Genomic DNA, 22,293 nt, shown 5'->3' on the forward strand with positions numbered 1-22,293 from the left:
CACCGTTCGGTGGAGCGGCCCCCGCCCGTGCTGCCGGGACGAGCCTAGCGAGGCAGGCGCTCGGCCAGCCAGGCCTCCACGTCGGCGGAGGAGCGCGGCAGGCCGGCCGACATGACCGTGCGGCCCTCCTCGGTGACCAGCACGTCGTCCTCGATGCGCACGCCGATGCCGCGCAGCTCCTCGGGGACGGTGGTGTCGTCGGGCTGGAAGTACAGGCCCGGCTCGACGGTGAGCACCATGCCCGGCTCCAGGTCGCCGTACAGGTGCATCTCCTGGCGGGAGACCGCGCAGTCGTGCACGTCCATACCGAGCATGTGCCCGGTGCCGTGCAGGGTGTAGCGGCGCTGCAAACCCAGCTCCAGGACACGCTCGACCGGCCCCTCCAGCAGGCCCCACTCGATGAGGCCCTCCGCCAGCACCCGCTGGGACGCCTTGTGGAAGGCAACGAACGGCTCGCCCGGGGCGACGGCCGCGATACCGACTTCCTGGGCGGCGTACACCAGGTCGTAGACCTTGCGCTGGAGGTCGGTGAAGGTGCCCGACACCGGCATGGTGCGGGTGACGTCGGCGGTGTACAGGGTGGCGGTCTCCACGCCCGCGTCCAGCAGCAACAGGTCGCCCTCACGCACCGGGCTGTCGTTGCGGGTCCAGTGCAGGGTGGTGGCGTTGGCACCGGAGGCGGCGATGGTGCCGTAGCCGACGTCGTTGCCCTCCACGCGGGCGCGCAGGAAGAAGGTGCCCTCGACGTAGCGCTCGGAGGTGTCCTTGGCCTGCGGCAGCGCCTTGACCACGTCGTTGAAGCCACGCACGGTGGCGTCCACGGCCAGCTGGAGCTGAGCGACCTCCCACTCGTCCTTGACCAGACGGTGGTCGGCCAGGGTGACGGAGAGGTCCTCGTCGAGCTGGGCGGACTTGGCGCGGGACTCCTCGTCGGTGTCGGCGCGCAGTTCGTCGACCAGGGCGTCGAGTTCGGCGTCGTGCCCGCGCACGATACGGGTGGTGGAGTCGCCGGAGCCCAGCGCCTCGGCCAGGGTGGTCACGTCGGCGGTGGCCACGCCGAGCAGGTCGGCGGCCTCGGAGAGGCTGTTGCGGCGGCCGGTCCACAGCTCGCCGTAGCTGCCCAGCCAGAACTCGCCGTTGTCGCGGTTGGAGCGGGGCTTGAGGTACAGAACCACCTCGTGACCGCCCTCGGCGTCGGGCGTGAAGACCAGGCAACCGCCGTCGGAGGTGTCGCCGGTGAGGTAGGCGTAGTCGGTGGCGGCCCGGAAGGGGTACTCGGTGTCGTTGGAGCGGGTGAGCAGCTGCCCGGCCGGGACCACCAGGCGGTCACCGGGGAAGGCCGCGCTGATCGCGGCACGGCGGCGGGCGGTGTGCTCGGCCTGCTCGACGGGCTCCAGGTCGCGCCGCTCGGTGTCGGCCCACCCCGTGGTCATCCACGCGGCGAGCTCGTCGGAGACCGACTGCGCCTGCCCGTTCTTGCGTGGACTGAACACGGGAGCGTTCGTCTCGTCCTGGGGGCGCTGCTGCTCGCTCACGTTGTGCTCTCCTCGTCGATCTGGTCGAAGTGACCGCTGGTGACGGCCTTCACCCATCGTACGGGGGAGGCCGAACACGCGGCCGCTCCGCGGACATAGCGTCCCCCATAACAACGCTGCGAGAGCGCGCGCCCGGGCCCTCGGCGCGGGGCGGACCCGCGGGACGGGACGCCGCAGGTCCCGCCGGTCTGCTCAGGCGAGGTCGTGGGTGAAGGGGATGGCGGACGTGTGGGGCAGTTCGTCGATGACGGCCGGGTCGACCGGCCGGTAGCCGATCCGCTCGTAGAAGGCGATCGCCTCGGGCTGGGAGGGGCCGGTGAACAGCAGGACCCTCGTGTAGCCGAGGTCGCGGGCGGCCTCCTCCAGAGTGGTCATCACCCTGCGCGCCAGACCGCGGCGGCGGTGCCGGTCCGAGGTCCAGATCCGCTTGAACTCGGCGGTGTCGGCCATGGTCACGCGGTCCTGCTTGTAGGGGCGCACCGCGCCTCCGGCGACGATCTCCCCGTCCTCCTCGGCCAGCACGATGCGGCCGTGCGGGGCGGCGAACTCGGTCACCGGGTAGCGCGCCATCTCGTCGGCCGCGCCCTCGGCGCCGTAGCGCTCGGTGTACTCCGCCAGCAGTCCGGCGAGCAGCCCCGCCACCCGGGGATCGTCGTGGTGCACGCGTAGCATGCGGACGCCGCCGGTCCGCCCGTCCGTCCCGGTGCCCTCGGTGCTGGTGTGTGTCACCGCGTCTCCCCCGCTCGTACGCCGCCCGGGCCTCCCGCCGCCGCAGCGGCGTGTGGTGCCCGATTCCGTCGGAATACTATGCGCGGGACCGTCAGAGGCACCATGCGGGATCGCTCACCCACGGCCACAGCGCCGCGCGCTCAGTCGGCGTTGGGCCCGTATCTGCTGTCGTGGTCCCTCGGGTCGTCGGGATCGGCGAGGTTGCCCAGGGTAACGGCGACGGGTGGCAGGAAGGCCGCCACCACGCACATGGCCACCGCCCATCCGGTGCCGAACAGGTAGTAGACGGGCAGCGCACCGGCGAACAGGACCAGGCACACCCCCATGACGATGCTGTACTGGCGTACCCGGCGCTTCATGGGAAGTCCCCCTCTACAGCAGGCACTCCCCACGCTACCCGGCGACGCCCTGGTCAGACCTCGGCCGGGGCTCGGGGAGGCGGCACGGACGGCGCACGAAAGAGGGTGCGCGAGCGCATGGCCCGGAACCCGTTCCCGATCTCGTACCCGGCGTCGAGCAGGCGCTGCCTGGCCTCGTCGGCGCTGCGTACGGTGGCCTCGTCGAAAATGAGGTTGTAGTAGCGCTCGGGTACCCGGTTCAGGGCGGTGCGCAGAGCCCGCAGCGACGCGGTGGCCGCCGCGTCCCCGCCGGGTACCTCGGGCAGGGCCCCGTAGGAGCGGCGCGCCCACACGGGCAGAGTGGCATAGGACAGGGCGCCGACCGGGAACCACAGCGGTTTGAGCGGGGCCAGCCAGGACAGGTGCTCGGGCACCTTGGGCCACAGCAGGAACCGCACCGCCTTGCGCGCCTCCGGGGTGGCGCGCAGGGCGGGCCGGACCGAGGCGAGGTAGCGGCGCATGCCGGCGAGGCCGCGCGGCACGTCGTCGCGGGACAGACCCACGTAGGTGGCGGTATGCGACTGCTCGTCGATGTAGCGGTCCGCCTCCCCCGTGGTCAGCGGCACCCCCGCGCGGTGGGCGGTCTCCAGGTAGGAGGAGACCTCCGCGCAGTGCACCCACACCAGCAGGTCGTGCTGGTCCACTCGGTGGCGGCGGCTGGTGGCCGGATCGGTGAAGGCCAGGGAGCGGTGCACCCGGCGGATGCGCTCGCCGAGCGCGTCGGCCTCGGCGGGGCTGCCGTAGGTGGTGACGGCCACGAAGTGGGCGGTGCGCAGCAGGCGGCCTGTGGGGTCGGAGCGAAAGTCCGAGCGCTGCCACACCCCCTGCATCGCCACCGGGTGCAGGGCCTGGAGCATCAGGGCCCGCACGCCCGCCACCCACATGGACCGGTCCAGGTGGATCTTCCAGGTGACGCTCTCGGGGTCGGCGACGGTCGGCTGCATCCGGTCTCCTCCGGGCTGCGAGGGGGTTCGCACCGTGTGGCGGACTCTGCTCCCACGATACGTCCGGTGCCCGGCCCCTCCCCGCGGCCCCTGGACGGGCGGAGGCGGTGCTGGTCAGGCCGGGCGGCGACGGATACCGAGCCGTGACCCGCCCTTGAGCGAACCGGAGGATGCCCGAAGCGCAGTCTGGGTAGTGGGACCGCCCGTGCCAAGGACGGTCCTGGAAGGGGAAGGAGCGGAACCATGGCCGCACCGGCACGGACCCACACTCCCTTCGACGTGGACCGCTACACCCGGGCCGTGGAGTCGGCCGACGCCGACGCCATCATGGCCCAGTACAGCGATGACGCCGAGATGGAGATGTTCGACCGGCGCACACCGCCCAGCGCACCCGCGGTCCTGCACGGCAGGGAGCAGATCGAGACGGCCGTGCGCGACCTCTGCTCCCGCGAGATGACCCACGAGGTGCTCCAGTGCGTGGCCGACGGTGAGCACGTCGCCTACACCGAGCGGTGCACCTACCCCGAGGGCAACCAGGTCCTCAGCATGACCATGCTGGACCTGCGGGACGGGCGCATCGCGCACCAGTCCATGGTGCAGGCCTGGGACGAGGACGCCCGGAGCACTCTCCAGGTGGCCGGGTTCGACGAGCCCGAGCAGAGCGAGGAGTTCGGGAAGGGGCGTACCGACCTCGTGAGCGTCGGCGGCCAGGGCGTCGTGCGGATGACCCTGGAGCCCGGCTGGCGCTGGTCCGAGCACCGGGGCCCCGCCCTGGAGGCCGGCACGTGCACGATGACCCACTGCGGTTACCTGGCCTCAGGCACCATGCGCTGCCGCATGGACGACGGCACGGAGCGCGAGATCGGGGCCGGTCAGGTCGTGTTCGTCCCGCCCGGGCACGACGCCTGGGTCGTGGGAGGGGAGACCGCCGTACTGATCGACTGGTGCGCGGCCGCCCCCTCGTGAGCACCGGGCTCCGTACGACCCGCAGGGATCCCGGGCGCGCGGGCCCCTGCGGCTCAGGAGGGACGTCCGCGGAGATAGGCCAGGACCGCATGGACGCGGCGGTGCACGCCCTCGTCCGGCGGCAGGTCGAGCTTGGCCAGGATGTTGCCCACGTGCTTGCCGACGGCGGCGTCGCTGACCACGAGCTGGCGGGCGATCGCCCCGTTGGAGTGCCCCTCGGCCATCAGGGCGAGCACCTCGTGCTCGCGCGGGGTCAGGCGCGCCAGCGGGTCGGCCCTGCGCCGCAGCAGCTGGCGGACCACCTCGGGGTCGACGAAGGTGGCGCCGTCCACCACCCGGCGCAGCACGGACGCGAACTCGCGGACGTCACCCACCCTCTGTTTGAGCAGGTAGCCCACGCCCCGGCCGTCACCGGAGTCGAGCAGGTCGGAGGCGTAGCTCAGCTCCACGTACTGGCTGAGCGCCACCACCGCCAGGCCGGGGTGCTCGCGGCGCAGCCGCACAGCCGCGCGCAGGCCCTCGTCGGTGAAGTCCGGGGGCATGCGGATGTCGGTGACCACCAGGCCGGGCCGGTGCTCGGCTGCCGCTGCCAGGAGCGCGTCCCCGTCGCCGACGGAGGCCGCCACGGGGAAGCCGAAGCGCTCCAGGACCCCGGACAGGCCCTCCCGGAGCAGCACGCCGTCCTCGGCCAGGACGGTGGGGACGGAGGCCGGTCCGGCGGCGTTCACGTCGACTGTGTCGGAGGGATCGGTCCGCACGGCAGCTCCACTCGGATTCGGGTCGGTCCGCCCTCGGGGCTGGACAGCTCCATTGTGCCGCCCATGACGGCGACGCGGTCCCCGAGCCCGGTGAGCCCGGATCCGCGTGCCGGCTCGGCCCCGCCCGACCCGTGGTCGGTGACCTCCACCAGGAGGACGTCGGGCTTCCCGGGGCCGCCGGGAGACGTACTGGCATGCACGGCGGCGGCGTCGGCCCCGGTGTGCTTGCACACGTTGGTGAGGGCCTCGGAGACCACGAAGTAGGCGGTGCCCTCCACATGCGTCGGCAGGCGTCGGGGGACCTCGGTGTCCACGCGGGTGGGGACGGGGCAGCGATCGGCGAGCTCGGCCAGGGCGGCGGGCAGTCCCCGGTCGGTGAGGACCCTGGGGTGGATGCCGCGCACCAGCTCGCGCAGTTCGTCGATGAGCTCGTTGGCCTTGGCCTGGGCGGCGACCACGCGCCGGTCCGCCTCGCTGCCCTCCTCCATGTCCAGGCGGGCCAGCCCCAGGTCCATGGACAGGGCCACGAGCCGCTGCTGGGCCCCGTCGTGCAGGTCGCGCTCGATGCGCCTGCGCTCGTACTCGAAGGCGCTGACCAGGCGGGCACGGGACTCGGTGACCTGGCTGAGCTCGGCGCGCAGCTCGTCCTTGGGCGGCCCGACCAGCAGGGCGCGGGCGAGCACGGCGTGGCCCTGGGCGAAGACCCCGGAGGCGTAGAGCAGTGCGACGAGCGCGACCGGGGAGAGCAGAACGTAGGGCACCGCCTCCGCCGGTGTGGTGATGGTGACGGGTCCGAGGGCGACCTCGGGCTCCCCCGGCTGCCTGACGAGTACCGGCCCCATGGCCAGGATCATCGCCATGGAGAACAACGTGCCCAGGGCCGTCATGACCGCGAACGAGAGGGGTACCAGCAGTACCGCGTAGCCCGCCTCGCGCCAGGTCGCGCCCTCGGTGTAGCGGGTGCGGAACCATCCCCACAGGCCGGCCGGGGGGACGCGGTGGCCGCTGGCGAAGGGGCCCCGTGTGACGAGGGAGAGGCGTCTGCGCTCCAGGACACCGAGGGGCAGGGCGATGAGCGGGGCGAGGGCCGCGACCAGGACGAGGCCGACCACGAAGGCCGCCGCCATGGGCGCGGCCGGGAGGGTGTCCCACGGCCTCGTGGCGAGTGCCCCCGCGAAGACGGCCCAGGGCAGATAGACCGGCATGGCCACCACGGCCAGGGCGCACCCGACGAACATGGTGTTCGCGGAGTGGGCCAGGGCGCGCCAGGGCCACGCGGTCAGCAGGAAGCGCGGGCTGAGCAGGGCCTGGAAGAGGGTGCGCGGCCTTCTCCGGGGGTTCCGGGAGCCTTCGCCCGGGTCCTCCCGGGAGGACGCCCCCGGCCTCGTGAGCGCGTCGAACATGGTCATTTCCTTACGTTAGGCAGGCCGGAGCCGGAGGAGAATCCGTCGCGCCACCCGGTCGGTGGTAGGGCTGGGCCTACCACCGAAGGCGGGTTCCGCGGTGAGGGACCGGGCGGGGGGCCGCGGGAGGCGGGCCCTCGAAGGCACGGGCCGGGGCGCGTCCGTCGCAGCTCAGGGCGATAGGGTCTGGTGACGTGAGTGCGAAACCGCTGATCCCCGATGTCCTGGCTGCCCGCTACGCGTCCGCGGAGCTGACCCGGCTGTGGTCCCCCGAGTACAAGGTGGTCGCCGAGCGGCGGCTGTGGCTGGCCGTGCTGCGCGCACAGTCGCATCTGGGCGTGGACGTGCCCGCCGGCGTGGTCGAGGACTACGAGAAGGTCCTGGAGCAGGTCGACCTGGCCTCCATCGCCGAGCGCGAGCGGGTCACCCGGCACGACGTCAAGGCCCGCATCGAGGAGTTCAACGCCCTCGCCGGCCACGAGCACGTCCACAAGGGCATGACCTCGCGCGACCTGACCGAGAACGTCGAGCAGCTACAGGTGCGCGACAGCCTGCTGCTGGCGCGCGACCGCGCGGTGGCCCTGCTGACCCGGCTGGGGAGGCTGTCGGCCGAGTACGGCGAGACGGTGATGGCGGGCCGGTCCCACAACGTCGCGGCCCAGGCCACCACGCTGGGCAAGCGGTTCGCCTCGATCTCCGATGAGGTGCTGGTCGCCTACGGGCGGCTGGAGGAGCTGATCGCCCGGTACCCGCTGCGCGGGATCAAGGGCCCGGTGGGCACCGCCCAGGACATGTTGGACCTGCTGGGCGGGGACCGCGAGGCGCTGGCCACGCTGGAGAACGAGGTGGCCGCGCACCTGGGGTTCGAGCAGAGGTTCACGAGCGTGGGCCAGGTGTACCCGCGCTCGCTGGACTACGAGGTGCTGACGGCGCTGGTACAGCTGTCCGCCGGTCCCTCGTCGCTGGCGAAGACCATCCGGCTGATGGCCGGGCAGGAGCTGGTCACCGAGGGGTTCGCCGAGGGCCAGGTGGGCTCCTCGGCGATGCCGCACAAGATGAACACGCGCTCCTGCGAGCGGGTCAACGGGCTGACCGTGATCCTGCGCGGGTACGCGTCCATGGCCGGTGAGCTGGCGGGCGACCAGTGGAACGAGGGCGACGTGTCCTGCTCGGTGGTGCGCCGGGTGGCGCTGCCGGACGCGTTCTTCGCCTTCGACGGCCTGATCGAGACGATGCTGACGGTGCTGGACGAGTTCGGCGCCTTCCCCGCCGTGGTCTCCGCCGAACTCGACCGCTACCTGCCGTTCCTGGCCACCACCAAGATGCTGATGGCCGCCGTGCGCGCCGGTGTGGGCCGCGAGACCGCCCACGAGCTCATCAAGGAGCATGCCGTGGGCTCGGCCCTGGCCATGCGCCAGGAGGGTGTGGGCAACCAGCTGCTGGACCGCCTGGCGCAGGACGAACGCTTCCCGCTGGACCGTGCCGAGCTGGACGCGCTGCTGGCCGACCGGATCACCTTCACCGGTGCCGCGTCCGACCAGGTGACGACCGTGGTGGCGCGGATCAACGAGATCGCGGCCGAGCACCCGGAGGCCGCCGCCTACTCCCCCGGTTCGATCCTGTAGCGGTTTCCAACCGTGGACCTCGGGGGCCCGGGACGGTGCGCCATCGCACCTCCCGGGCCCTCTGCCGCAGGTGTCGCGGCCTGGTCGGCGCATATGGCGCAGCTCACTCGCGCGAACACTGGGGTCGAAAGTTAACACCTATTACGGTTGTCGTGTCGGCATGACCACGCCCCCCCCTTTTCGGAGAACCCAGTGACCGATCCGACCTCCTTCAGCACCGCGCTGTGGACTGTGCTGACCGTTTCCGCGATCATCGTCGTCTTCGGTCTGGCCGCCCTGGCCGACATGGCCATGCGCCGCCGCGAGGACCGTGCCGCCCGTGCCGCCGGGCACCAGCGCGGCTCCGCGTTCCGGCGGAGTCCCACGCACCAGCAGGACTCCGCCGCGTCCGTGAACGGACACAACGGCAGCGTGCCCGGCGCCTGAGCCCAGGGCCGGTGGCGTACCGCGTCCTCTTCCGTCAGGCGGAGACGCCCCCGTCGCTCATCAGCAGCTGGCCGTTGACCCACTGGCCTCGGGCCGAACAGAGAAAGTCCACCAGGTTCGCGGTGTCGGCCGGGGTGCCCAGGCGCCCCAGCGGGGTGTGGCCCACGCACTCGGCCCTGGTCCGCTCCGACATCCAGCCTGTGTCGACGGGGCCGGGGTTGACGGCGTTGGCCGTCACTCCCAGGTGGGCGAGTTCGCGGGCGGCGGAGAGCACGATGCGGTCCAGGGCGCCCTTGCTCGCGCCGTAGGGCAGGTTGCCAACGGTGTGGTCGCTGGTGAGGGCGATGATCCGCCCGGTTCCGTGTTCGCCCCGGAAGCGCAGTCCGAGCTCGCGGACCAGCTGCCACGTGGCGCGGGCGTTGACGGCGAAGTGCCGGTCGAAGCTCTCCACCGTGGTCTCCAGCAGCCCGGAGTCGAGCGACTCGCAGTGGCACATGACCAGCGCGCCCACAGGGCCCAACCGTTCTTCGACGGTGTCGAAGACGCGGGCGGGGGCGGCGGGGTCCTCCAGGTCGGCCTCGACGGCCACGGCCTGTGCGCCGCGCTCGGCCAGGGAGGCGAGTACGGCATCGGCCGCACCGGGTTCGACGCCCCAGTCCATGCGCGCGTCGTAGGGGGACCAGTAGGTGAAGGCCACGTCCCACCCCGACCCGGCCAACCGGCATGCGATGGCGGAACCGATGCCGACGGTACGGCCGACTCCGGTGACCAGGGCGAGAGGACGGCCGGACGAGGGGGTTCGTTCAGGGGTCATGGGGCCATTCTTCTGTGCCCGCGGCCGGCGGGGCCACCGACTTTCCGCGGCCCGGCCCTTCTCCGGTGCGGCGGTTCCCGGCCTGCGTCAGACGGTGGAGGCTGGCCGCCGATCACGCCACCAGGCGGGCGAACACCTCCGGCTCCATGTTCCCTCCCGAGAGGACCGCGACCGTCTCCTCCGGACGGTCGGGGGCCGTGGTCACGCGGCCCGCGAGGATGGCCGCCGCGGCCAGGGCGCCGCTGGGCTCGGCGACCAGGCGGGAGCCGTGGGCCAAGGCGGCGACGGCGTGGGCGGTCTCCTCCTCCGTCACGGTGACGATCTCGTCCAGGCGTGCGCTGAGGTGGGCGAAGGTGCGCTCGGACAGGCAGACACGCACACCGTCGGCCATGGTGCGGCCGGTACGCTCGGACGGCCAGGTGACGAGGCTCCCGGTGCGCAGGCTCTCGGTGGCGTCGGCGGCCAGTTCGGGCTCCACACCCACGACGCGGACGTGGTGCGGGCGAACGGTCCGGGACGCCGTGGCCACACCGGAGGCCAGGCCTCCCCCGCCCACGGGCACGACGATGGTCGTCACCTCGGGTGACTGCTCCAGGATCTCCAGGCCCACGGTGCCCTGGCCGGCGATGACGTGCGGATCGTCGAACGGCGGGACGAGGGCGAGTCCCCCGGCCTCCCGGAGTTCGCGGGCGGTGCTCTCGCGCTGCTCGGGCGGCACCGTGACGACGCGGGCGCCGAAGGCGCGTATGCGATCGACCTTGACCTTGGGAGAGCCCTCGGGGACGACGACGGTGCAGGGCACCGCGTACCGGGCGGCCGCGTAGGCGAGGGCCTGGCCGTGGTTGCCCGAGGAGTGGGTCACCACGCCGGCCCTGCGCTGGGCGGGGTCGAGCAGGGCGACGGCGTTCGTGGCGCCGCGGAGCTTGAAGGCGCCGGTGGGCTGGAGGCTCTCGGGCTTGAGGAGGAAGGGCGGCCCATCGGGCGGCCCCGCCGTCAGGGGGGTGCGCACGACCTGGCCTTGCAGGCGCGTCTCCGCGGCGCGGACCTCGTCCGCGGTGATCAGTTCCATGCGGCGTGTATGCCCGGTTCGAGTCCCGTCACTCACGCCAGAGCCGAAAGGCCCTGACCAGCGACAAGGTCGCACGGTCAGGGCCTTTCGCGCCGTCGGGGTGCACCAGCGGGTGCACGGACCGCCCCTGGTCCAGTACCGACCCCCCGCATCCACGGCATCAGCGGGTAGACCGGACACCGTCGATGGCCTGCGGAAAGACCTTCGAGACCCTTCGCCGATTCCCTTCGCTTTGGCTCGCGACCAAGCGATGGTCCACGCATGGCAACCATCAGCCAGCGCACACTGGCCGACGGGCGCATCCGCTACTGGGTGAAATGGCGACTCGGCGGCACCCGCATCGGCGCGCCCCAGTCCGAACCCTTCGGCACCCACGCCGACGCCCACACCCTCAAACTCCACGTCGAGGCCGCCGGACACCAGTGGCCCGAGAACTGGATCCGCCGCCAGGGATGGCCCCCGGGATGGGTTCCCGGCCACGGCTGAAGGGCAAAGGTCCGGAGGCATCCGCGTTCACCACCGACCGGGGACATGGTGGCGGCGCTCCTCCTTCTACGGACGCAGGTGGGCGCCCGGGGTCAAGAAGGCCCAACGGTGAGGACTCGCCATGACTCCGGGGCCGCGAGCATTCGGACGGCCTCGGGGAGATTCCGTCTCTCACGCACAACAGTTTTCGTATCCTGCACTGTGCGCTGTACGACAACGAGGAGGGTGCGCTGGGGAACGACACAACACGCCGTGAGAGCACAAGGTGTGGGCAAGCGGTACGGGAAGTCGTGGGTACTGCGCGGATTCGACCTGGCAGTCCCACCCGGCAGCGTCTGCGGCATTCTGGGCCCCAACGGAGCCGGCAAGACCACCGCGGTCCGCATCCTCGCCACGCTCCTGCGTTTCGATGAGGGCAGCGCGCAGGTCGCCGGATTCGACGTGGCCACGCAGGGCGCCGAAGTCCGCTACAGGATCGGGCTGGTGGGCCAGCACGCCGCTGTCGACGAGATCTTCAGCGGCCGCCAGAACCTGGAAATGTTCGGCCGGCTCTACCATCTGGGCGCCTGCGCCGCGAGGCTCCGGGCGAGCGAGTTGCTGGAGCGCTTCGATCTCACCGACACCGGGAAGAGGCCCGTCAGCGAGTACTCCGGCGGAATGCGCCGTCGGCTGGATCTGGCGGCGAGCATGATCCTGACCCCGCCCGTGCTCTTCCTGGACGGGCCGACCGTCGGGCTGGATCCCTGCGGGCACGGCGGGGTCTGGGCCGCGGTGCGTCGGCTGGTCGTCGACGGGACCACGGTGCTGCTCACCACGCAGTACCTGGAGGAGGCCGGCCAACTGGCCAACCAGGTGTCGGTCGTGGACTCCGGCCGGGTGATCGCCGAGGGCAGCCCGGCCGAACTCAAGAGCAGGCTGGGCGGTGACCGGCTGGACGTCGTCCTCCACGACGAATCCGACCTCCCCCGCGCCACGGCACTGATCGGGCGGGTCACCGGCGAGTCCGCGGAGGTCCGCGAGGCAGCACGGTCGATCAGCGTGGAGGTGAGCGATCGCGTGGCCGCCCTGACCGGGGTTGTGAACGCGTTGGAGCAGCAGGGCATCGCGGTGGAGGACGTGTCCCTACGCCGACCCACCCTCGACGAGGTGTTCCTCCACCTGACCTGGGGCCGGTGGGACAGTACCGCGAACAAGGACACGGAGGTCGCAGCACAATGAACGACACGATCACCATGACCTCCCACAGTGGTCCGCCCGTCGTTCCTCCCCGGGAACTCGACCGGATCGGGTGGGCACTGGTCGACGGCTGGACGGTCGCCCGCCGCGACATCACCCACTGGCTGCGTCAGCCCGGCCAGGTGATCGCGGGACTGCTGTTCCCCGTCATGATGGTGTTGATCTTCGGCTACTTGTTCGGTGGCGCGATGAGCGTTCCCGGAGGTGGCGACTACCGCGGGTCCTGACCAGTTCCAGGGCCTGTACGTGGTCCTCGACGTGGAGCCAGTCCCGGACGTTTCGGCCGTCGCCGTACAGCGGAACGCGGTCGCCGTCGAACAGCCTGGTCACGAAGAGCGGGATGAGCTTCTCAGGGTACTGGCGGGGGCCGTAGTTGTTGGAGCAGCGTGTGACGCGGACATCCAACCCATGGGTCCGGTACTGGGCAAGAGCGAGCAGGTCACCGGCGGCTTTGGAAGCCGCGTAGGGGTAGCGGAGAGTCCTCGGTCCAGGATCCGGCATCGATGGAACCGTACACCTCGTCGGTGGACACGTGAACGAAGGGCTCCACACCGTGTCTCAGCGCCGCGTCGAGCAGGGTCTGCGTCCCCGACACGTTCGTACGCACGAAAGCGGCTGTGTCCTGGATGGAACGGTCCACGTGCGACTCGGCCGCCAGATGCACCACCTGGTCGTGGCCGGGCATGAGGGCATAGATCAGGTGGGCGTCGTTGATGTCGCCATGGACGAAGGTCAGTGCCGGGTGCTCGCGTACGGGGTCAAGGTTGCCCGCGTAGGTCAGATCGCCAAGTCCCGCTATGGGCAGTACGTGATGGCGATCGCGCGGGAACTGGCGAAGGACCGGACCGACGGGGCGCCGGGATAGGATTCCCGCGACGCCCCACTGTGACGGCTTCGGTCAGTCCTGGACCGCGGTGAACCGGATGTCATGACCGTCGGCGCCGACGGCCGCGAACCGCAGCAGGCGCTCACCCTCTCGGATCACGTCCTCCTCCTCAGCACTCGTCAGCGGTTCGAACAACTCCACGGTCAGCACGGCCGAGCCCTTGGTCTGTTTGAGGTTCCACAACCCGTGCACGAAACCGTCCACAAGTAGCGCGGCATGGACGATGATGTGCTTGCGCCGTTCCTCGAGCATGATCCGGGAGCGGTCGGCGTGTCCCAGCACCACGTTGTCCAGCGCCGCCAGGAAACGGACCGGCACCGGTGTGTCCGGGTCGGGACGAGGCGCGTCGGGCAGGTCGAACAGGTCCGTGCCCTCTTCGCTACGCAGCACCCGCAACCGGGGCCGCAGCCGGTCGACGACCTCGCGCAGCCGGGTCATGCCGCTCCAGGCCTGGACGTCCTTGACCGTGGCCGGGCCGAAGGCCGCCAGGTAGCGCAGAACCAGGTCCTGCGCGGAGGAAGTCTCGAACAGCGGCCGTCCGAGCCATTCCTCGGCCAGCGCGAACGGAGTGGTGCCGCGCCGCCCCCAGAGGCCGTCCGGCGGTGGATGAACCACCGGCAGTAGTCCCTGCACCGAACGGGCGAGCGCGACCGCGTCCCGGCCGGGCCAGCGCTGGGTCAGCTCCCAGCCCAGGTCAGGCCTGGTCACGGTCCCGGAACCGATCAGGTTGCGCGCCGCCCCAGCCAGTTCGGCGAGATCGATGTCTCGAGTGAACCGGCCGAAGCCGCCCTTCTGCCAGCGGTCCAGCATCGGCTGCAGTAGAGGACGCAGCCACAGGTAGTCCTCGGCGGAGACCAGGTGTTGCGTACCCCGGAAAAGGGTCGCTCGCACGACGGAGCGTTCGTGGAGCAGCTTTGCGAGGTCGTCGATGTCGAAGTTCCTCATCCTGCTCCACAAGCCCACGTAGGGCGGGTTGGGGTCCTGGGCCTGGAGACCGACCAGGCGCTCGACCACCTCCACCGCTGACATGGCGGATGGCTCCAGCAACAACTGCCGGTGCAGTGTGGCCCGGTTGAGGCTTCGCTGGTTCAGTACAGCCATAACGTCCTTTCACCTGTGCACGACGGGAGGTCGCCGGTGGCGTATCGCCGGGCCCGAACAAGATAGCCGGGGCCACGGTCAGCTCCTGCCCGCGATCGGAAAGTCGGCCTGTGTTGTCGGCCCGAGGCCGAAGAGCATGTAGCGAACCTGCAGCCAGGGTCGAGGAGGGCCACGCACAGTTCGGGTCGGGCGCTCCCGGTACACCCCCGCAGATCCCGCGGAAGGAATGAGAGGACGATGCAGTCGAGAGAGCTCAAGGTCGCCGGTGCCCGTGTCTTCACACCGCGTGTCTTCACCGACCCGCGCGGCCACTTCGTGTCGCCGTACCAGGGGGAGGGCGTTCACCGCGGCGACCGGGCGTCGCCTGTTCCGGGTGGATCAGATCAGCACCAGTACGTCGCGGCGCGGGGTCGTACGCGGGGTGCACTTCACCCGGACACCGCCTGGCATGGCCAAGTACGTCTACTGCGGGCAGGGCCGGGCTCTGGACATCGTTATGGATCTCCGACTGGGTCCTCCCGCCTTTGGACAGTGGGACAGCGTGGTGCTCGACCCTGTCGAGTACCGCTCGGTCTACCTGCCGGTCGGAGTGGGCCACGCCTTCGTGGGCCTCACCGACGGGACGGTCGTGTCCTACGCCCTCTCGCTCGGCTACGTCGCCGAGTACGAGCTGGCCGTGTCGCCGTTCGATCCCGAGCTGGACCTGCCGCTGCCTCGGGATCCCGCTCCACTGGTGTCCGAACGCGACCGGACGGCGCCCTTCCTCGCCCAGGCCAGAAAGGCAGGCCTGCTGCCGGAGCACACGCGCTGTCTGGAACTTGAGGGCGCTCTAGCGGTCGAAGCAGCCCGATTCGAGTGATATTCCGGCTCCCCGGCCTACCTTTCCCGGCATGAAGGCATTGGTCATCACGGGCCCTGCCCACCCGCTGTACTACCCGATCGTCCCCCTGGCCTGGGCGCTGCGAGCAGTCGGCCACGATGTGCTCGTAGGCGCCCCCGAGAGTTTCAACGGCCCGGTCGCTGGTTCCGGACTGCCCATGGCCACCGTCAGCGGTCCTCTCGACATGGGCGAGGTCATGGCCAAGGACCGGCACGGCCACCCGGTCCGCCTGCCTGACACCGACGAGGAGATGGCCCAGGGAATCGGTGGCGGCTTCGGCCGCCTGGCGCGGCCCGCCTCCTGGACGGCACACGCGCGCTCGTCGAGCGCTGGCAGCCCGACCTCATCGTCTCCGAGTCCTACGGATTCACCGCCGCGGCTGCCGCGACCGGCGACGAGATCCTGGGTTACGAGCTGGAGATCATCATCGCCTCCCATACGATCGCACCCTATGTCTCGCAGGACCCGGCGGAGCTGGAGAGAACGGCCCTATCGCTTCAACAGGCCGAGTCAGCCGTGCTGGAGCGCGCCAAGGCGGTCGCCAGCGCACCCGGCCAGGCCTGACCATCAGCGAGAGGGACACTCGTCCGACCTGACCGACCGCTGAAGGCAGGCGGTCAGGTCCCGGAGACGCTCCAGCAGTTCGGGCGGTTCGACCACCTCGAACTCGAAGCCGAACGTGGCCGCCCACACCGCCAGGTGGTCGAGGCTGTTCGACCCCATCCGCAGGAGACACCTCTCATCGCTCACCGGTTCCACCCTGCCGAGGGTCGGGGGCACCTCATCGGCTACCTTCTCGGCCGGTCCATGCATCATCAGCACTGCCTCGTGACGAAACGGCGCGGTCTCCGAACCGGTGGAGAAGAAGCTGGCCAGGTCATCGGCCGGCAGCGGCCTCGGACGGAACCGGGGCCCCGTCGGTACACGGATCTCCAGCTGGTCCAACCGGAACCGCCGCCAGTCATCGCGCTGGAGGTCCCAGGCGAACAGGTACCAGCGCTGCGCGTGGTTGATGAGCCGGTAGGGCTCCACGTCGCGTAGTGACGCGACGCCCTCGTACGAGGTGTAGTCGAACCGCAACCGCAGCCGGTCGCGTACCGCGCGCGCGATCGATGTCAGCACGGAGGGATCCACGGGGCGGTGGGAGGACGGCAGGGCCACCAGCGCCGTACTGAGCGTGGTGACCCGATGCCTCAGTCTCGAAGGCAGCACCTGGTCGAGCTTGTCCAGAGCACGCACGGCCGTCTCCGCGATACCGGTGACCGCTCCCCCAGCGGCCGTTCGCAGTGCGACCGCCACGGCGATGGCCTCATCGTCGTCCAACAGCAGTGGCGGCAGTGAAGCACCGGAACCGAGCTGGTAACCCCCGCCGACGCCGCCGGTCGCGTTGACCGGATAATCCAGCAGCCGCAGTTTCTCCACGTCGCGGCGCACGGTTCTCGGACTCACTCCGAGCCGGTCACCTAGTTCAACCCCCGTCCAGTCCCGTTGCGACTGAAGCAACCCGAGCAGTCGGAGCAATCGGGCCGAATTTTCTAGCATGCCGGAAGTTTCCCACGGAACGCGGTCAAATGTTGACCGCGAATCCCCGTAGCGTCTGAGGCGCAACGGAAGGAGAACACATGACCATTCTCATCGCCGGTTCCACCGGAAACGTCGGCCGCCCCATGGTCGAACAGCTGCTTGCGTCCGGACAGCAGGTCCGCGCGCTCACCCGCAACCCGGAGAAGGCCGACCTTCCCTCGGGAGCCCAGGTGGTCAGAGGCAACCTGAGTGACACTCCGAGTCTGGCCGCGGCCTTCGAAGGGGTGAGTGCCGCACACCTGATCAGCTTCAACGGAGAGGACTTCTCCCCCTTGGCCAACGGGGAGGAGATCGTCGACCTCGCGGCCAAGGCCGGCGTGCGGCGGGTCACCATTCTCAAAAGCGACGTGGACAAGAGCCCGCTGGAAGAGGCGGTCGAGGCCAGCGGCCTGGAGTGGACCCATCTGGCGCCCGTCGAATTCATGTCCAACGCCCTGGAATGGGCGGAGTCGGTGAGGACCGAGGGAGTCGTCCGAGACGCCTTTCCCGAGGCCAGGAGCGCGATGATCCACGAGGCGGACATCGCCGCGGTCGCCGCGACCGCCCTGACGTCCGAGGGCCACGCGGGTCAGGGATACTGGCTGACCGGCCCGGAGACGCTGACCCCGCCGGACCAGGTGCGAACGATCAGCGAGGTCCTCGGGCACGAGGTCCGGTTCGTCGAGCAGACCAGAGACGAAGTCATCGAGCAGTGGCGCCAGATCGGCTACTCCGAGGAGGACATCGAGTTCTTCCTGATGATGCGGACCAACCCGCCGGAGGCCGGCTACACCGTCCTGCCGACCGTGGAAACCGTCACCGGCAAGCCGGCCCGCACGTTCGCGCAGTGGGTACGGGAGAACGCCGAGGCGTTCGGCGCATGACCACCGGGTGTCCCCCGAACCGGTGACACGGGGTCGGCCGCGGATTCGAGCACGGGTACAGGCCGTGTCGAGTTCGCGGCCCGACTCTGCCCCCAGAATCCGCTCGGAAGTGGCCGGGCGCGGAGGGAACACTGGGGGCGTCCTTATCGTACTGATCTGGGGTGCCACCGGCGGCCTGGGAGCTTTCGCGGTCCAGCTGGTGAAACAGGCTGGCGGCATCCCCGTCGGCGTCGTCAGCTCCGACGCCAAGGCCGAGGCCCTGCGTGCGTTGGGATGTGACGTGGTCCTCAACCGGACCGAACTCGGGGGTGGGCACGGCCGACACCCCCGAGGAGATCATCGAGCAGGGCAAACGCCTGGGAAAGGCCATCCGCCGCGCGGTGGGCGAGGACCCGCACGTGGTGTCCGACTACGTCGGACGATCGACGTTTGGCATGTCGGTGTTCGTCGTGCGTCGCGGTGGAACCGTCGTCACCTGCGGTTCCACGAACGGATTCCATCACCTCTACGACAATCGCTATCTCTGGATGAACTCCAAGCGAATCATCGGGAGTCACGGCACCGAAACTCCGTGAGGACATGGGGACCTCCGCGATCAATCCGCTGCGACAATTCGACGGAGCTGCGAAAACACGGAATTCGGTGAGGCGAACGGTCTACCCGTTTTTCGTCAAGCACCACTCAAGCGATACTCGGTACCCTACCCTCATGGGAGAATTCGAAGAAGGAATACGCATCGTCGGGGCCCAGGATAACAACCTCAAAGGCGTGTCCCTGCAGCTGCCGAAGGACAAGATCACAGTATTCACCGGAGTGTCCGGTTCCGGGAAGTCCTCCATCGTGTTCGACACCCTCGCCGTGGAGACGCAACAGCAGTTGAACGGAACATTCAGCTGGTTCGTCCGCAATCAGCTGCCCAAGTACCAGCGCCCCCACGCGAGCGTCATCAGTAACCTCACCACCCCGGTCATCGTCGACCAGAAACCGGTGGGTGGGAACGCCCGGTCGACCGTGGGCACGATGATCGACATCTACTCAAGCGTTCGCGTGCTCTTCTCACGGCACGCGACCCCGTACAACCCGCCCAGTGTCTACTCGTTCAACGCCCCCAGGGCATGTGCCCCGAGTGTGACGGGCCGGGCCAGGCACGCCAGGTCAGCGTCGAGCGCATGCTCGACCGGAGCAAGTCCCTGAACGAGGGAGCGATCCAGCTACCCACGCACAAGGTGGGAAGCATGGACTGGCAGCAGTACGCCAACTCAGGCCACTTCGACAACACCAAGCGGCTCCGCGACTACACCGAAGACGAGTGGCGGATGCTGTTGAACGGCAGTGGCGGCAAAGTGACCGTGCGAGCGACGAACAACACCGCGACCCTGAAATACGAGGGTGTGGTGGCCCGCTTCACCCGTACCAACCTCAAACGCGACCTGAGCTCTCTGAGTGAGCGCGGCCGGGCCAACATCGAGCGCTTCATCGAGCTCGGCCCGTGCGATGCCTGTGACGGAGAACGGCTGAACCTGGCCGCGCTCTCAGCGAAGATCGACGGGCGGACCATCGCGGAATGGTCCGGCATGGAAATCAGTGAGCTCATCGACGTCCTCGGGTCCATCGACGATCCCGTGGCGACCCCGATCGCCGAGGACATCGCTACCGCGTTGCGGCGTATCGAGGTGATCGGGCTCGGATACCTGTCCCTGGACCGGCAGACGACGTCGCTCTCCGGGGGCGAGGCGCAAAGGCTCAAGACGGTCCGTCACCTCAGTAGCGCCCTCCGCGGGATGACGTACATCTTCGACGAACCGAGCACGGGCCTGCACCCGCGCGACGTGGGTCGACTCAACGACCTGTTGCGGGAGCTGCGCGACAAGGGAAACACCGTGCTCGTCGTCGAACACGACCCGGACGTCATCAAGATCGCGGACCACATCGTCGACGTGGGCCCGGCAGCGGGAGTCCACGGTGGGGAGATCGTCTTCGAGGGCGGCTTCGGACAACTCCGCGAAGCCGACACGCTCACGGGAAAGGGGTTGCGCCGCACGGGCAGTGTCAGGCCGAAGGTACGCCAGGCGACGGGGGAAGTGCGAGTCGAGGGCGCCCGGCTGCACATGTCCGACGTGGACACCATCGTCCAGCTGTTGGAGCGGCTGGTGGACCGGGGCAACTCCGTCATCGTCGTCGAGCACAACCTCGACATCGTCCGGCAGGCCGACTGGGTCATCGATCTCGGTCCGGACGGCGGCAAACACGGCGGTGAGGTGGTGTTCACCGGTACACCAAGCGACCTGATGGCCGCCGAAGGATCCGCGAACTCTCCGGTCGGCCGCTGGTCCCGGTCGGGCACGCTCCGTGGCGTCGGGAACATGAGCCAGGACACCCCCACGAGCGCGCTGTCCGCGCGGGCGGGATTCGGGGATCGCGGGGTGGAGCCGAACACGTCGACAGCACCAAGGTGCACGAGCGTGTGAAAGCACCTGGCGGGAGCGGTGATCGTGGTCGAGCACCCGCCTACCAGGGGCTCCTGTCCGCTCTCATCCCTTCGGAGTAGTGGCGGTGGACTGGCCGGATGAACACCTCCGAGGGATTCCGAGGAGAGCACGACGGCGTCGCCGGGATCCCCGCAGCCGCGCCCGGGGCCGTTCCCCTCCTCCTCGCCCCGATTCATGTGGCCAAGTCGGCGAGGGCCCCGAAGGCACCAGGCACGTCGAGGGCGCGTGCCGCGTGCGCACGGCTCAGCAGCTCATCGGGCAGGTAGGCGTCTAGCGGCAATGCCGTTCAGTTAGGGTCCTCCGGGATCTGTCAACACAGCGATGTCCACGGTGGCCTGATAGGTGGTCCGGCCCACCCCGTTGGAACGGGCGTGATACTTCGAGATCGCGCGTTTGACCACCCGAGGCACCGTCCGCACCCGCCGGTCGGGCAGCAGGTTGGCCAGAACCTGCTGCCCGATCAGCCCCCGCAGATCGATCCGCTCCCCCGCCATGATGTTGTCCGCGCGCACCACACAGTCCCGGGCCTCTTCCACCGCCAGGGCGAAACTCCCCCGCAGCGGGCCGTGCCCGGTCGCTCTCACCGCGTCCGCGATCGCCTGGCGCACCACCTGGTAGGTGGCCAGCAGCGCCCACACCTCCTGCTCCAGCCCTTCGGGATCCTTGGAACGCAGCACCCGACGCCCGAGCAGGGTCGACTTCAGCTCGCAGTAAGCAGTCTCGATCTCCCACCTTTGGTGGTACAGGGCCACCAGGACCGCGGCCGGGTAGCACGCGGGATCGACCAAAGTGGTGGCCAGTCGGTAGTGGCCGGTGCGCTCGCCCTGGGTGGTGGTGATGGTGACCTGGGCGTGGACCAGGCGCATACGCAGTCGGCCGCGTTGGACGAGCCAGCTCCCGTCCGCCAGGCGCCGTAGTCGTTTGGGGCGCACATGGGCGCTCATACGCACCAGCACATCGGCTCCGGTCGCGGCCCAGCCGGCCAGCAGGCGGGCGGAGTCGAATCCCCGGTCGGCCAGGACCAGTTGGCCCGGCCCCATGGCCTGGCCCAGGGCGGGCGCGTAGGTGGTCACGGGCGCGGCGTCCGCGATGGGCACGAACCGCACGCCCGGGTGCGCGTAGGTGGTCGCGGCGGACCTCCCCGCGATGTTGACGCCCTGGCCGGCAGCGCACATCTCCAGGATCTCCTCGAAGTCGCGGGCCACCGGGAGCAGGCGCGGGGAGAAGGCGTCGGCGGCCACCGACGAGAACCACTGCGTGGCCGCCTCGTCCTCCACCGCCGCGAAGGTCTCCTCCCCGATCTCCGCCAGGGTCACCGACTCCTCGCCGGCGAGGCGGTGCCGTTCCGAGGCCACCAGGACGCAGTCCTCCTCCCAGAGGGGGAGGGACTCGAACCCGCGGACCGGCCCCTGGTCGGTCGCGACGACGAACGTGCAGTCCACCTCGGCCTTGGCGAGTGCCTCGTAGCAGCCCATGAACCCCAGGTGCCGCACCTGCCACCGCACCTGCGGCATCTGGTGTACGGCCTCGGCCACGATCGTGCGGAACTCCGTGCTGGACACCATGAGGCCGATGCGGACGCAGGGCTCGGCGACGTCTCCCCGTCCCCAGTCCACGACCTCGTCCATGCTCTCTACCGCGCGCCTGGCCAGGGGCAGCAGTTCACGGCCGTGCTCGGTGAGCTCCACACCGCGGGACGAGCGGTCGAAGAGGGGCCGGGACACACGCCGTTCCAGGGTCGCGATCTGCTCGCTCAGCGCGGAGGGGCTGAGACGCAGACGTGCGGCGGCACGGCCGAAGTGGAGTTCCCGTGCTACGGCAAGGAAGCATCTGAGGTGGTGGATGGTGGAGTCCATGTCTCCGCCGTGTCGTCATGGCCCGCGAGGTCTCACGCTCGCTCCTCCCATCCGATGGTCGCAGGTTCCGCTCCCGCCGTGCCCGCCACGAAAACCGCGGTTCACCGCGTTGGCCGCCGGACCGAGCCCTGCTCGGCCACGCCTCCCCCGACACCAGCCTCGCTGCTTCCGCGCCGGGTCGAGGGGGAACGCCCCGTCCCCGACCGCGATCCGCGCCCTGTCCGGCAGCCCCGGGGCCGATGCGG

Annotated in this window: 21 protein-coding genes and 2 pseudogenes; 11 read left to right on the top strand and 12 right to left on the bottom strand. The window is 70.1% G+C overall.

Annotated features, from left to right (window positions below; translation table 11 throughout):
- Window positions 1-44 precede the first annotated feature (44 nt).
- The 4 genes from AC0T5L_RS15445 to AC0T5L_RS15460 all read right to left on the bottom strand — a co-directional run bounded on the left by AC0T5L_RS15445 (window position 45) and on the right by AC0T5L_RS15460 (window position 3,606).
- Window positions 45-1,535, bottom strand: a complete 1,491-nt coding sequence (locus AC0T5L_RS15445) for an aminopeptidase P family protein (RefSeq protein ID WP_476166166.1) — start codon at window positions 1,533-1,535, stop codon at window positions 45-47.
- 192 nt (window positions 1,536-1,727) lie between these two features.
- On the bottom strand, window positions 1,728-2,264 hold the full coding sequence (locus AC0T5L_RS15450) for a GNAT family N-acetyltransferase (RefSeq protein WP_476166167.1): 537 nt from the start codon (window positions 2,262-2,264) through the stop codon (window positions 1,728-1,730).
- 140 nt (window positions 2,265-2,404) lie between these two features.
- A complete protein-coding gene (locus AC0T5L_RS15455) occupies window positions 2,405-2,623 on the bottom strand; it encodes a DUF3099 domain-containing protein (protein ID WP_476166168.1) in 219 nt (72 codons plus the stop codon).
- Between the two features lie 53 nt (window positions 2,624-2,676).
- Window positions 2,677-3,606 carry an oxygenase MpaB family protein gene (locus AC0T5L_RS15460; protein WP_476166169.1) on the bottom strand — a complete coding sequence of 310 codons (930 nt, stop codon included), beginning with the start codon at window positions 3,604-3,606 and terminating at the stop codon, window positions 2,677-2,679.
- A 243-nt stretch (window positions 3,607-3,849) separates the two neighbouring features.
- Here AC0T5L_RS15460 and AC0T5L_RS15465 point away from each other — a divergent pair, with 243 nt between their 5' ends.
- Window positions 3,850-4,572, top strand: a complete 723-nt coding sequence (locus AC0T5L_RS15465; protein ID WP_476166170.1) for a nuclear transport factor 2 family protein — start codon at window positions 3,850-3,852, stop codon at window positions 4,570-4,572.
- Window positions 4,573-4,625: 53 nt separating this feature from the next.
- Here the strand turns inward: AC0T5L_RS15465 and AC0T5L_RS15470 are convergent, their stop codons facing one another.
- Together AC0T5L_RS15470 and AC0T5L_RS15475 are read right to left on the bottom strand one after the other, a co-directional pair.
- Window positions 4,626-5,330, bottom strand: a complete 705-nt coding sequence (locus tag AC0T5L_RS15470) for a response regulator (RefSeq protein WP_476166171.1) — start codon at window positions 5,328-5,330, stop codon at window positions 4,626-4,628.
- On the bottom strand, window positions 5,297-6,733 hold the full coding sequence (locus tag AC0T5L_RS15475) for a sensor histidine kinase (RefSeq protein ID WP_476166216.1): 1,437 nt from the start codon (window positions 6,731-6,733) through the stop codon (window positions 5,297-5,299). The genes AC0T5L_RS15470 and AC0T5L_RS15475 overlap by 34 nt, the downstream gene beginning before the upstream one ends.
- A 194-nt stretch (window positions 6,734-6,927) precedes the next feature.
- On the opposite strand from AC0T5L_RS15475, the gene purB reads away from it, so the two are divergent.
- Window positions 6,928-8,358, top strand: a complete 1,431-nt coding sequence (gene purB / locus AC0T5L_RS15480) for an adenylosuccinate lyase (protein ID WP_476166172.1) — start codon at window positions 6,928-6,930, stop codon at window positions 8,356-8,358.
- A gap of 192 nt (window positions 8,359-8,550) precedes the next feature.
- On the top strand, window positions 8,551-8,784 hold the full coding sequence (locus tag AC0T5L_RS15485) for a histidine kinase (protein WP_476166173.1): 234 nt from the start codon (window positions 8,551-8,553) through the stop codon (window positions 8,782-8,784).
- 34 nt (window positions 8,785-8,818) lie between these two features.
- Here AC0T5L_RS15485 and AC0T5L_RS15490 read toward each other — a convergent pair whose 3' ends face one another.
- Together AC0T5L_RS15490 and AC0T5L_RS15495 are read right to left on the bottom strand one after the other, a co-directional pair.
- Window positions 8,819-9,598 carry an SDR family oxidoreductase gene (locus AC0T5L_RS15490; RefSeq protein ID WP_476166174.1) on the bottom strand — a complete coding sequence of 260 codons (780 nt, stop codon included), beginning with the start codon at window positions 9,596-9,598 and terminating at the stop codon, window positions 8,819-8,821.
- A 112-nt stretch (window positions 9,599-9,710) separates the two neighbouring features.
- Window positions 9,711-10,667: a threonine ammonia-lyase gene (locus AC0T5L_RS15495; protein WP_476166175.1), complete on the bottom strand. Its 957-nt coding sequence runs from the start codon at window positions 10,665-10,667 to the stop codon at window positions 9,711-9,713.
- Window positions 10,668-10,928: 261 nt separating this feature from the next.
- Here AC0T5L_RS15495 and AC0T5L_RS15500 point away from each other — a divergent pair, with 261 nt between their 5' ends.
- The 3 genes and pseudogenes from AC0T5L_RS15500 to AC0T5L_RS15510 form a co-directional block, all read left to right on the top strand.
- On the top strand, window positions 10,929-11,153 hold the full coding sequence (locus AC0T5L_RS15500; RefSeq protein ID WP_476166176.1) for a hypothetical protein: 225 nt from the start codon (window positions 10,929-10,931) through the stop codon (window positions 11,151-11,153).
- Between the two features lie 252 nt (window positions 11,154-11,405).
- Window positions 11,406-12,371, top strand: a complete 966-nt coding sequence (locus AC0T5L_RS15505; RefSeq protein ID WP_476166177.1) for an ATP-binding cassette domain-containing protein — start codon at window positions 11,406-11,408, stop codon at window positions 12,369-12,371.
- Window positions 12,368-12,607, top strand: a pseudogene (locus AC0T5L_RS15510) (ABC transporter permease); the annotation flags it as partial. The gene AC0T5L_RS15505 and the pseudogene AC0T5L_RS15510, both read left to right, overlap by 4 nt.
- On the opposite strand, the pseudogene AC0T5L_RS15515 reads toward AC0T5L_RS15510, so the two are convergent.
- Window positions 12,603-13,194, bottom strand: a pseudogene (locus AC0T5L_RS15515) (dTDP-glucose 4,6-dehydratase); the annotation flags it as partial. The pseudogenes AC0T5L_RS15510 and AC0T5L_RS15515 overlap by 5 nt on opposite strands.
- 93 nt (window positions 13,195-13,287) lie before the next feature.
- A complete protein-coding gene (locus AC0T5L_RS15520) occupies window positions 13,288-14,376 on the bottom strand; it encodes a winged helix DNA-binding domain-containing protein (RefSeq protein WP_476166178.1) in 1,089 nt (362 codons plus the stop codon).
- 373 nt (window positions 14,377-14,749) lie between these two features.
- Between AC0T5L_RS15520 and AC0T5L_RS15525 the strand changes: the two genes are divergently transcribed.
- Window positions 14,750-15,235: a dTDP-4-dehydrorhamnose 3,5-epimerase family protein gene (locus AC0T5L_RS15525; protein ID WP_476166179.1), complete on the top strand. Its 486-nt coding sequence runs from the start codon at window positions 14,750-14,752 to the stop codon at window positions 15,233-15,235.
- 588 nt (window positions 15,236-15,823) lie between these two features.
- On the opposite strand, the gene AC0T5L_RS15530 is transcribed toward AC0T5L_RS15525, so the two are convergent.
- The gene (locus tag AC0T5L_RS15530) at window positions 15,824-16,798 is read right to left on the bottom strand and encodes a helix-turn-helix transcriptional regulator (RefSeq protein WP_476166180.1); all 975 of its coding nucleotides are present in this window, start codon (window positions 16,796-16,798) and stop codon (window positions 15,824-15,826) included.
- Window positions 16,799-16,878: 80 nt separating this feature from the next.
- Between AC0T5L_RS15530 and AC0T5L_RS15535 the strand changes: the two genes are divergently transcribed.
- From AC0T5L_RS15535 to AC0T5L_RS15550, 4 genes are all read left to right on the top strand, one after another.
- Complete coding sequence (locus tag AC0T5L_RS15535) at window positions 16,879-17,703, top strand: SDR family oxidoreductase (RefSeq protein ID WP_476166181.1); 825 nt, start codon at window positions 16,879-16,881, stop codon at window positions 17,701-17,703.
- A gap of 308 nt (window positions 17,704-18,011) precedes the next feature.
- Window positions 18,012-18,278 carry a zinc-binding dehydrogenase gene (locus AC0T5L_RS15540; RefSeq protein WP_476166182.1) on the top strand — a complete coding sequence of 89 codons (267 nt, stop codon included), beginning with the start codon at window positions 18,012-18,014 and terminating at the stop codon, window positions 18,276-18,278.
- Window positions 18,279-18,411: 133 nt separating this feature from the next.
- Window positions 18,412-18,897 (top strand): P-loop NTPase family protein, encoded by a 486-nt coding sequence (locus AC0T5L_RS15545; RefSeq protein WP_476166183.1) that lies wholly within the window; start codon window positions 18,412-18,414, stop codon window positions 18,895-18,897.
- Window positions 18,873-20,171 (top strand): hypothetical protein, encoded by a 1,299-nt coding sequence (locus AC0T5L_RS15550; protein WP_476166184.1) that lies wholly within the window; start codon window positions 18,873-18,875, stop codon window positions 20,169-20,171. The genes AC0T5L_RS15545 and AC0T5L_RS15550 overlap by 25 nt, the downstream gene beginning before the upstream one ends.
- 311 nt (window positions 20,172-20,482) lie before the next feature.
- Here the strand turns inward: AC0T5L_RS15550 and AC0T5L_RS15555 are convergent, their stop codons facing one another.
- A complete protein-coding gene (locus AC0T5L_RS15555; RefSeq protein WP_476166185.1) occupies window positions 20,483-22,048 on the bottom strand; it encodes a LysR substrate-binding domain-containing protein in 1,566 nt (521 codons plus the stop codon).
- Window positions 22,049-22,293 lie beyond the last annotated feature (245 nt).

The organism is Nocardiopsis sp. TRM 82005, from assembly GCF_056312425.1.